Source organism: Streptomyces sp. ICN903, from assembly GCF_022015835.1.
In the GTDB taxonomy this organism is placed as follows: domain Bacteria; phylum Actinomycetota; class Actinomycetes; order Streptomycetales; family Streptomycetaceae; genus Streptomyces; species Streptomyces fenghuangensis.
Genome location: NZ_JAKMAY010000006.1, coordinates 35,127 through 45,267, shown reverse-complemented (window position 1 = coordinate 45,267; position 10,141 = coordinate 35,127). Strand labels below are relative to the sequence as shown.

General features: G+C 73.3%; 8 protein-coding genes and 1 tRNA gene. 5 read left to right on the top strand and 4 right to left on the bottom strand.

The features are described from left to right. Positions 1 to 51: 51 nt before the first annotated feature. A complete protein-coding gene (locus L7D48_RS01505; RefSeq protein ID WP_237876478.1) occupies positions 52 to 618 on the top strand; it encodes a DUF501 domain-containing protein in 567 nt (188 codons plus the stop codon). After that, positions 615 to 1,604: a Ppx/GppA phosphatase family protein gene (locus tag L7D48_RS01500; RefSeq protein ID WP_237876473.1), complete on the top strand. Its 990-nt coding sequence runs from the start codon at positions 615 to 617 to the stop codon at positions 1,602 to 1,604. The genes L7D48_RS01505 and L7D48_RS01500 overlap by 4 nt, the downstream gene beginning before the upstream one ends. Positions 1,605 to 1,685: 81 nt before the next feature. On the opposite strand, the gene L7D48_RS01495 is transcribed toward L7D48_RS01500, so the two are convergent. Both L7D48_RS01495 and L7D48_RS01490 read right to left on the bottom strand, forming a co-directional pair. Beyond that, positions 1,686 to 1,949: a type II toxin-antitoxin system Phd/YefM family antitoxin gene (locus L7D48_RS01495; protein WP_237876468.1), complete on the bottom strand. Its 264-nt coding sequence runs from the start codon at positions 1,947 to 1,949 to the stop codon at positions 1,686 to 1,688. Between the two features lie 77 nt (positions 1,950 to 2,026). Then, on the bottom strand, positions 2,027 to 2,473 hold the full coding sequence (locus L7D48_RS01490) for a hypothetical protein (protein WP_237876464.1): 447 nt from the start codon (positions 2,471 to 2,473) through the stop codon (positions 2,027 to 2,029). A gap of 446 nt (positions 2,474 to 2,919) precedes the next feature. Between L7D48_RS01490 and L7D48_RS01485 the strand changes: the two genes are divergently transcribed. Further along, entirely contained in the window at positions 2,920 to 4,302 is a 1,383-nt protein-coding gene (locus L7D48_RS01485) for an NAD(P)/FAD-dependent oxidoreductase (RefSeq protein WP_237876459.1), read from the top strand. 435 nt (positions 4,303 to 4,737) lie between these two features. Here the strand turns inward: L7D48_RS01485 and L7D48_RS01480 are convergent, their stop codons facing one another. Both L7D48_RS01480 and L7D48_RS01475 read right to left on the bottom strand, forming a co-directional pair. Then, on the bottom strand, positions 4,738 to 7,272 hold the full coding sequence (locus L7D48_RS01480) for an ABC transporter permease (RefSeq protein ID WP_237876455.1): 2,535 nt from the start codon (positions 7,270 to 7,272) through the stop codon (positions 4,738 to 4,740). Between the two features lie 71 nt (positions 7,273 to 7,343). After that, on the bottom strand, positions 7,344 to 8,135 hold the full coding sequence (locus tag L7D48_RS01475) for an ABC transporter ATP-binding protein (RefSeq protein ID WP_237876449.1): 792 nt from the start codon (positions 8,133 to 8,135) through the stop codon (positions 7,344 to 7,346). Positions 8,136 to 8,510: 375 nt separating this feature from the next. Here L7D48_RS01475 and L7D48_RS01470 point away from each other — a divergent pair. Together L7D48_RS01470 and L7D48_RS01465 are read left to right on the top strand one after the other, a co-directional pair. Further along, a tRNA-Leu gene (locus L7D48_RS01470) sits at positions 8,511 to 8,592 on the top strand. 274 nt (positions 8,593 to 8,866) lie between these two features. Then, positions 8,867 to 10,069 carry an ABC transporter substrate-binding protein gene (locus tag L7D48_RS01465; RefSeq protein ID WP_237876444.1) on the top strand — a complete coding sequence of 401 codons (1,203 nt, stop codon included), beginning with the start codon at positions 8,867 to 8,869 and terminating at the stop codon, positions 10,067 to 10,069. Positions 10,070 to 10,141: the final 72 nt, after the last annotated feature.

Below are 10,141 nucleotides of genomic sequence, written 5' to 3'. Positions count from 1 at the left end.
CCCCGCCGGGCCCCGCGTCCGGCTCCGACACCCCTGAGGCATCCTGACCACATGGAAACGCCCCCGCCCCGTACCGAACCCACCGCGCCGACCGAAGCCGACGTCGAGGCATTCCAGCAGCAGCTCGGCCGCCCGCCGCGCGGCCTGCGCGCCATCGCGCACCGCTGCCCCTGCGGGCAGCCCGACGTGGTGGAGACCGCGCCGCGGCTGGAGGACGGCACGCCCTTCCCGACCACGTACTACCTCACCTGCCCGCGCGCGGCCTCCGCGATCGGCACGCTGGAGGCCGAGGGCGTGATGAAGGAGATGACCGAGCGGCTGCGCACCGACCCGGAGCTGGCCGCCGCGTACCGCCGGGCGCACGAGGACTACATCGCGCGCCGCGACGCCATCGAGGTGCTGGAGGGCTTCCCCAGCGCGGGCGGGATGCCCGACCGCGTCAAGTGCCTGCACGTCCTGGTCGCCCACTCGCTGGCCGCGGGGCCGGGCGTCAACCCGCTGGGCGACGAGGCGATCGCCATGCTCCCGGAGTGGTGGCGCAAGGGGCCGTGCGTGAGCACGGCCGGGGACGGCGGGAACGCCGGGGACACCGGGAACACGGGGGAGGAAGCGCAGTGACGGACACGGCGAACGGTACGGCGAACGGCACGGCGGTCAGGGTCGCCGCCATCGACTGCGGCACCAACTCCATCCGCCTGCTCGTCGCCGACATCGACCCGGCCACCGGCGAACTGACCGACCTCGACCGCCGGATGACCATCGTCCGCCTCGGCCAGGGCGTGGACCGCACCGGACGGCTGGCCCCCGAGGCGCTGGAGCGCACCTTCGCCGCCTGCCGCGAGTACGCCGAGGTGATCCGCTCGCACGGCGTCACCCCGGGACGCACCCGCTTCGTCGCCACCTCCGCCTCGCGCGACGCCGAGAACCGGGACGACTTCGTGCGCGGCGTCGTGGACATCCTGGGCGTCGAGCCCGAGGTGATCACCGGCGACCAGGAGGCCGAGTTCTCCTTCACCGGCGCGACCAGGGAACTGGCGGGCACCGAGCACCTGGCCGGGCCGTACCTGGTGGTGGACATCGGCGGCGGCTCCACGGAGTTCGTGGTGGGCGACGACGGGGTGCGGGCCGCCCGCAGCGTGGACGTCGGGTGCGTCCGGCTGACCGAGCGCCATCTGCTGCGCGACGGCGCGATCACCGACCCTCCCTCGCAGGCGCAGATCGCCGCGATGAGGGCGGACGCCGAGGCCGCGCTGGACCTGGTGGAGAAGACCGTTCCGCTGGCGGAGGCGCGGACGCTGGTGGGGCTGGCCGGCTCGGTCACCACCGTCGCCGCCGTCGCGCTGGAGCTGTCCGAGTACGACCCGTCCGCCATCCACCACTCACGGATCAGCGCGGAGAAGGTCGCGGAGGTCACCGCGCGCCTGCTGGCCGCCACCCACGACGAGCGCGCCGCCATTCCCGTGATGCACCCGGGCCGGGTGGACGTGATCGGCGCGGGCGCCCTCGTCCTCCAGGCGGTCATGGAGCGCACCGGGGCCCGGGAGGTCGTGGTCAGCGAGCACGACATCCTGGACGGCATCGCCCACTCCTGCGCCGCGCGCTGACCCGGCCCCGGGCCGCCGGTGGCCCGGGGGCGCGGCCGTGTCGGCGCGGTGAACCGGAACGGGGTGCTTCACCCCGCGCCCTCACCGCGCGCGCTCGGTGAGCAGGTCCGCCGGCAGTTCGGCCATCGTCACAGTGGGGCCGCCCTCGGCCAGGACTGCTTCCGCCTCCCGGGCCAGCAGCGCGTCGGCCGCCTCCTCCAGCGCCTGGAAGTCGGCGATCGGCAGCGGGGCCGCCACCGGAGTGCCGCTGCGCGTGATCACCGTCGGGGTGCCCCGCTCGGCCCGGTCGATGTGGTCCGTGAGGTGGGCGCGGGCGTCCCGTACGGTCACGGTCTTCTCGGTCACGGGACCAGTGTGGGCTTCCGCACGCATGCCGGTGGCCGGGCTCGCATGCCGGTGGCCGGGCTGTGGCAGACCCGCGCTCACGTCCCGCGCGGGAGCGGCCCGTACGGGACCAGGCCCTCGCCCGGCACGGCCCGGAGGGCCGCCTGCCAGACCACCGGCGGGCACTCCTCGCCGTTGGGCGTGCTCCGCCTCAGGGCGACCTCGGTCCGGTCGTCGAGCAGGGTGCGCCCGCCGGAGGCGGTCACGGTGAAGCGCACCGGCACGGTCGCGGGCCCGGCGTCCTCCTCCAGGCGCACGGAGAGCCCCCCGAAGGGATCCCGCGCGGTCGCCTCCCGCTCCGTGCAGTCGTTCCGTACGCACAGCCTGACGGTGGCGCCGCCCCCGGCGGCGTCCGCGGCGAAGTCGGCGGGCTCCCAGACCACCCGGACCCCGGACTCGGCGCCGATGAGGGTGCATGCCCGGCTCTCGCCGGGCAGGGCGCACCCCGCGGCCAGCAGGATCGGCAGCAGTGCGAGACGGCGCATCAGGTCCCCTCCCCGTCGGTGGAAACACGATGTCAGACGCGCGTGGGCGGCGGTGACGGCCGCTCCGGCGTACCCCCGTGAAGGCGGGATCGGGGGGCCGCGGGAGGCCCCGCCGGGAAAGTTCGTGAACTTCTTCACAAGGAAAAGCGCGCAAGCGGGCGATGTTACCTGTCGGTAGCGGCGGTTCCGGGTCTCCACGCGCCGGAAGGGGTGATTCCGGAGGCGTCGACGCCTCGCGCCCCTCCGGGCCGGCGGTGGTGCCGACCAGTTCGCCCGGAGAGCGATTGCGCAGCTCACAGGGGGTGTTGAACGTACCGTGAGGTGATCCGGTTCCCGGTTGCGGGTGTGGTTCCGGTCACGGGTCGGCGGAGTGTAGCAGAAGAGGGTGAGGTGCTTGTGAAGACCCTCACGAGGGGTCCCCCGAACGGCAGGGGATACTCGAAGGCATGAGCACCACGGAGCGTCCGCGAATCCTCGTAGTGGGTGGCGGGTACGTCGGTCTGTACGCAGCGCGCCGCATCCTGAAGAAGATGCGGTACGGCGAGGCGACCGTCACCGTCGTCGACCCGCGCTCGTACATGACGTACCAGCCCTTCCTGCCGGAGGCAGCCGCCGGGTCCATCTCCCCGCGCCACGTCGTCGTCCCGCTGCGGCGCGTGCTCCCCAAGGCGGAGGTCCTCACCGGCCGCGTCACCACCATCGACCAGGACCGCAAGGTCGCCGTGGTCTCGCCGCTGGTCGGCGAGTCCTACGAGCTGCCCTTCGACTACCTGGTCGTCGCGCTCGGCGCGGTCTCCCGCACCTTCCCGATCCCCGGCCTGGCCGAGAACGGCATCGGCATGAAGGGCGTGGAGGAGGCCATCGGCCTGCGCAACCACGTCCTGGAGCAGCTCGACAAGGCCGACTCCACGAACGACGAGGCCGTCCGGCGCCGGGCGCTGACCTTCGTCTTCGTCGGCGGCGGCTTCGCCGGAGCCGAGACCATCGGCGAGGTCGAGGACATGGCTCGCGACGCGGCCAAGTACTACAACAACGTCCGCCGCGAGGACATGCGCTTCATCCTCGTCGACGCCGCGGACAAGATCCTCCCCGAGGTCGGTCCCGAACTCGGCAAGTGGGGTCTGGAGCACCTCCAGAAGCGCGGCGTGGAGGTCTACCTGTCCACGTCCATGGAGTCCTGCGTCGACGGCCACGTGGTGCTCAAGAACGGCCTCGAGGTGGACTCCGACACCATCGTGTGGACCGCCGGCGTCAAGCCGAACCCGGCGCTGGCCCGCTTCGGCCTGCCGCTGGGCCCGCGCGGCCACGTGGACACCGAGGCGACGCTCCAGGTCAAGGGGTCCGACTACATCTGGGCCGCGGGCGACAACGCCCAGGTCCCGGACCTCGTCGGCCGCGACGCGGGCAACGAGAACGCCTGGTGCCCGCCCAACGCCCAGCACGCGCTGCGCCAGGCCAAGGTGCTCGGCGACAACGTGATCTCGGGCATGCGGGGCTTCCCGCAGGGCGAGTACCGCCACGCCAACAAGGGCGCGGTGGCCGGCCTCGGCCTCCACAAGGGCGTCGCGATGATCGCCCTGGGCAAGCGGGTCAAGCTGAAGCTCAAGGGCCGTCTGGCCTGGTACATGCACCGCGGCTACCACGGCCTGGCGGTACCGACCTGGAACCGCAAGATCCGGGTCTTCGCGGACTGGACGCTCGCGATGTTCCTCAAGCGCGAGGTCGTCTCCCTCGGCGCCGTGGAGAACCCGCGCGAGGAGTTCTACGAGGCCGCGGCCCCGGTCTCGGCCGCCGTGCGGGAGTCCCGGCCCAAGGCCAAGGCCTCCTGACCGCACGGTCCCCCGACCGGGCACCGGCGCACGCGGTACGCACCGCAGGGGCGCCCGCCCCTCCCGCACAGGGAGGAGCGGGCGCCCCTCGGCGTTCCGGACCCGGCGCCCTCGCGCGGGGCGCGGGCCCGGTACGCCGGAGCGCTCGCCGCCCGCGCACTCACGCACCGGCGCACGGCGGCACTCGTACGCGCCGGCTCCCGGACGGCGTACGCCCACCGGGGCGCCCCAGGACCCGGTGAACCGGCCGCCGGGGTCCGGTGAAGCCGCCGCGCCCGGCACCGGAACCCATGGCTCGCGCGGAGCACTCGCCGCCCGCGGGCCGGGCCCGCACCCGCGAGAGCCCGCGCAGGCGGAAGGGTCCGGACCGCCGAGCGGTCCGGACCCCGTGGCCGGAGTGCCGGGCGCGGCGCACTCCGCGCCCGGCACTCCGCGTCATTCGGTCTTGATGGCCTCCAGCATGTTCAGCCTCGCCGCGCGCCGCGCCGGCCACAGCGCGGCCAGCACGCCCACCAGTGCGGCCAGCGCCAGGAAGACGCCCATGCGCTCCCAGGGCAGCACCAGTTCGTAGGTGGGCATCGAGGAGGCGATCAGCTCCCCGGCCGCCCAGCCGAAGAAGACGCCCAGGCCGACGCCGAGCACCCCGCCGAAGAGCGAGATCACCAGCGACTCCAGCCGGACCATCCGCTTGGTGCCGCGCCGGTCCAGGCCGATCGCCCGCAGCATCCCGATCTCCTGCGACCGCTCGAAGACCGACATGGCCAGGGTGTTGACCACCCCGAGCACCGCGACGACCACGGCCATGGCCAGCAGTCCGTAGAGCATGTTCAGCATCAGCGTGATCATCTGGGCGACGGACTCCGAGACGTCCTCCTCGTCCTGGACGAGAACGGCCGGGTTGTTGCCGAGGGCGTCCTCCAGGGCGGACTTCACCGACTCGCTCGTGCCGCCCTCGGTGCCCACCAGCACCTGCATGCTGGTGACCTTCTCCAGGTGCGGGTCGAGCACGGAGGTGTCCAGCATGATGCCGCGCATCATCTCGTTGGCCCGGTAGACGCCCGAGACGGTCAGCTCGCCGCGCTCGCCGTCCTCGTAGACCACCTCGAAGGTCGAACCGGTCCGCCAGCCGTGCTCCTTCGCCGTGGCGGTGTCCACCACCGCCCCGCCGTCGGCCAGTCCCTCGAACGAGCCGTGGGTGAAGTCGAGTCCGACCAGCTCGCCGAACGCCTCGCCGTTGACGCCGGTGAGGTACTCGTATCCGTCGCCGACGCGGGAGGGGGAGTTGCGCATCGGGCTGAGGGCCGTGACCTCGTCCTGCTCGGCCAGCGTCCGCTCGATCTCCGGGGACAGGGGCCGGTAGTTGGCCATCGAGACCACGTAGTCGGCCTTGAGCGCCTCCGTGGCCATCTTGTCGATGCCCTTCTGGACGCCGCTCGCTATCACGGTCAGACCGGTGATCAGCGTGAGGCCGATCATCAGCGCCGCGGCGGTGGTGGCGGTGCGGCGCGGGTTGCGCACGGCGTTGAGGCGCGCCAGCTTGCCCGACACGCCGACCATGCGCATCGCGGGCGCGGCCAGGGCTATCACCGGGCGCGACAGCAGCGGCGTCAGCACGAACACGCCGATCACCAGCAGCCCGGCGCCCGCGCTCATCGGGATCTTGCCGTCCTCCATGCCGGTGGCGGCCAGCACCAGCGCGGCCCCCACACCGGCCAGGACCGCGCCGATGGTGTTGCGCACGACCAGACCGCGGACGGTGGCGGGCGCGTGCACGCTGCCCATCGCGGCGACCGGCGGGACCTTCGCGGCGCGGCGGGCGGGCAGCCAGGCCGCGACCACGGTGACCTTGATGCCGACGACCAGCGAGGCGATGATCGCGGCCGGGGGGACCACCAGGGGGCCGTCCGGCACGGTGGCGCCGAGGGAGCCCGTCAGCGAACGCAGCCCGGCGCCGATCCCGATGCCCGCCAGCAGGCCGATCGCCGCGGCGATCGCGCCGACGACCACGGCCTCCACCAGCACCGAGCGGGTCACCTGGCGGCGGCTCGCGCCGACCGCGCGCAGCAGCGCCAGTTCCTTGGTGCGCTGGGCGACCAGCATGGTGAAGGTGTTGGCGATGATGAAGACGCCGACGAACAGGGAGATTCCGGCGAACACCAGCAGCCCGGTGCGCATGCCCTCCATCTCCGCCTCGATCATCCTCGCCTGGTCGTCGGCGAGCGACTGCCCGGTGACGGCCTCAGCCTGCTCGGGCAGGACCTTCTCGACGCTCTTCCTCAACTCCCCCTGGCCCACGCCCTCGGAGGCGGTCAGCACGATCTCGCTGTACCGGCCGGGCTGGGAGAACAGCTTCTGTGCGGTGGCGGTGTCGAACAGCACCAGGGTGCCGCCGGCGGCGACGTTGCCGTCGTCGGTGTCGAAGACGCCGGTGACCTTCTCCTCGCGGACCGGGCCGCTGACGGACAGCCGCACGGTGTCGCCGACTCCGTAGCCGGTGCGCCCGGCGGTCGCGGAGTCCAGCGCGATCTCGCCGGCACGCTGCGGGGCGCGGCCCTCACGCAGGTCGTAGCGCGGGTCCTCGCCCGATCCGTCCGGGCCGGTGTCGTAGTTGCCGCCCTGGGTCGACCAGCCCTCGCCGACCAGCCCGCCGTCCTTGCCGGCGAGGGCGGCGAAGCCGGAGACGGCTCCGGTGGCGTGCTCGACGCCCGGCAGCTCCCGCGTCCGCTCCAGCAGTTCGCGGGAGAGGTCCGAGGGGCCGCCGGGGTCGGTCTCGTCGCTGGAGAAGTCGGGGCGGACGACCACGTCGACGGCCTCGAAGCCCTTGGCGGAGCTTCTCGCGAAGGCCTCGGAGAGGGTGGCGGTGAAGACCAGGGTGCCCGCGACGAACGCCACGCCGAGCATGACGGCGAGCGTGGTCATCAGCAGTCTGGCCTTGTGCGCGAGCACGTTGCGCAGGGCGGTACGGAACATGGGGTCTCGTGATCCTGGGATAGGTGTGGAGGCGCGGCGGGTCGGGATGTCGGGGGCCGGGGCCCGGCCGGTCAGCTGGTGCGGCCCCGGGCGTCGAACGCCTTCATGCGGTCCAGCACGCCCTCGGCGGTGGGGTCGGCCATGTCGTCGACGATCCGGCCGTCGGCGAGGAAGACGACCCGGTCCGCGTACGAGGCGGCCACCGGGTCGTGGGTCACCATGACAACGGTCTGGCCCAGTTCCCGCACCGAGTTGCGCAGGAAGCCCAGCACCTCGGCGCCGGAGCGCGAGTCGAGGTTGCCGGTCGGCTCGTCGCCGAAGATGATCTCCGGCCGGGCGGCCAGGGCGCGGGCGACCGCCACGCGCTGCTGCTGGCCGCCGGAGAGCTGGTTGGGGCGGTGCTTGAGGCGGCCCGACAGGCCCACCGTCTCCACCACGCGGTCCAGCCACTCCCGCTCCGGTTTGCGGCCGGCGATGTCCATCGGCAGCGTGATGTTCTCCAGGGCCGTCAGCGTGGGCAGCAGGTTGAACGCCTGGAAGATGAAGCCGATCTTGTCCCGGCGCAACCGGGTCAGCCTCTTCTCCTTCAGGGAGGACAGCTCGGTCTCGCCGATCCAGGCCGATCCGGAGGAGAACGAGTCCAGACCGGCCATGCAGTGCATCAGGGTGGACTTGCCCGAGCCCGACGGGCCCATGATCGCGGTGAACGCCCCCCGCCGGAAGTCCACGGTGACGGAGTCCAGGGCCACCACCTTCGTCTCGCCCTGGCCGTAGACCTTGGTCAGGTCCACGGCACGGGCGGCCGCGGCGCCGGCGGCGGCGGAGGGCGCGGAGAGGGCGTCGGACGGGGTGCTGGTGGTCACGGGAAGGGGCTCCTGTCACAGCGGCTTGACGGGGACCCCTCCATCGTCCGTGCGAAACCGGCCACCGGCGTCCACCCCCGAACCGGTCTCGGAGGAAGCCTGAGGGGGGACCGGGGCGGCCCGTGTCATCCCTGAGGAGGAGAGGGCACCCTGATGTCTTCCTGTGGCTGGGCAGCGACTTTCCGTCATTCCTGACGGCGGGGCGGGGGCGTGTGATCCTCTTTGAAGAGGGGCGCGCGCCGCTGATGCGGCATCAGTTGCCAATAAAATCAGACAACCTGGGGTCGGAAGCCCGTTGTCCGAACGAGCGCCGCGGATAGGCTCGTTGAGCGTCCAGGGGAGGGCCGTAGCCAGTCGTGCGGTCCATGAGCCGGTGCCCGGATGGTGGAATGCAGACACGACGAGCTTAAACCTCGTTGGCCTACAGGCCGTGCCGGTTCGAATCCGGCTCCGGGCACACCGGGCTCCCCGCGACCCCCTGGCGTGGCATCGCCGGCACCATCCGCTGTCCCGGGCGACGATCCGCCGCCGAAGCCGCCGAAGCCGCCGACCGACGGGCAGCGCCACCGAAACAGCGGTTGGAGACGGCACGCACAGCAGTGCCCTGCCGCCCCCGCCGCACCGCCGACCGTGTGCGGCCGGTACCGCCGCAGGAGTGACGACACGTATCCACCCTCCTCGTCCCGCCGTTGTCCCGGGGGTACGCGCAGCCCAGCACGGAGGACACGGAGATGCGTGAGTCGAACGACGGCGGACGGACCCTGACGGTGGGCGTGGTGGCGGCACGCTCCGGGCGGTTGGCGAACCTGGGGGATCCGCTGGCGTTCGCCGTGTCCCTGCTGGAGCCGAAGCTGACCCGGATCCGCAACGGCTCGCGGGAGTACCCGGTGCGCCTGGTGAGCCGGGACAGCCGCTCCACCGCCGACGGCGCGCGGCAGGCGGTGCGCGAACTGGTGCGTGACGAGGGCGCGCGGATCGTCCTCACGCTGGCCGGCACGGAGGTGCTGCCGGCCGCCGCCGACGCCTGCGAGGAGGCGGGTGTGCCCTGCGTGTCGAGCACCTTTCCGTGGCAGGTCTACTACTACGGGCGCGGCGCGAGGGAGGACACGCCGTTCCGCTGGACGTACCACTTCTGCTGGGGGCTGGACGACATCGCCGAGGTCTTCGCGGATCTGTGGGAGCGGGCCGGCGGTCCCGGGCGGACCGTGGGGTGCCTGTGGAACGACGGTCCGCAGGGCACGTGGTCGCGGCACGCGGAGCGGGGTTTCGCCCCGGCCGCCCGCGCACGCGGGCACCGGCTGGTGGACCCGGCCGGCTACACCGAACCGGCCGCCGACCTCTCCGGCCACGTCAGGGCGTTCGCCGAGGCGGACGCCGACATCGTGACGAGCGCGGCCACCGCCCGGGACCTTGCCCTGTTCCGTGCCCTGGCCGCCGGGCACGGCGGCACGCCCCGGCTGATCACCTGCTCGCGCTGGCTCGCCTATCCGCCGTCGACCACCGGTGGCGACCGGCCCGCACAGGCGGACGTCGCCACCCTGGTCTACTGGACGCCCGCGCATCCGTACCGCTCCTCACTCGACGGTACGACCGCCGCCGAACTGGCCGAGGCGTACGAGCAGGCCACGGGCAGGCAGTGGCTCCAGCCGCTCGGCCTCGCCTACGCGCTGTTCGAGGTCGCCGCGCACGCCCTGCGGACCGCCGCCGACCCCACCGACCCGGCGGCGGTCGCCGCGGCGGTCGGCCGGACCCGCCTGGAGACCGTCGCCGGGCCGCTGGACTGGACGGCCGGGCCCGTTCCGAACGTCGCCACCGTGCGGCTGGCGGGCGGGCAGTGGCAGCAGGGCACCCGCCACGACTACGAGTTGGCGGTCGTGTCCGGCCGGCATGTCGAGGGACTGCCCGTCGACGCCGATCTGGTGCCTCTGCGGTGACCGTCCGGGGCGGTGCCGTGCCGCCGCCCCGGACGGCCGTGGGCGGTCCGGGGCGGCGGGGTCGTGCGGGGG

Coding starts and splice junctions, on each gene's coding strand:
- L7D48_RS01485 (WP_237876459.1), top strand. CDS start 2,920: ATGAGCACCACGGAGCGTCCGCGAATCCTCGTAGTGGGTGGCGGGTAC.
- L7D48_RS01505 (WP_237876478.1), top strand. CDS start 52: ATGGAAACGCCCCCGCCCCGTACCGAACCCACCGCGCCGACCGAAGCC.
- L7D48_RS01490 (WP_237876464.1), bottom strand. CDS start 2,473: ATGCGCCGTCTCGCACTGCTGCCGATCCTGCTGGCCGCGGGGTGCGCC.
- L7D48_RS01465 (WP_237876444.1), top strand. CDS start 8,867: ATGCGTGAGTCGAACGACGGCGGACGGACCCTGACGGTGGGCGTGGTG.
- L7D48_RS01480 (WP_237876455.1), bottom strand. CDS start 7,272: ATGTTCCGTACCGCCCTGCGCAACGTGCTCGCGCACAAGGCCAGACTG.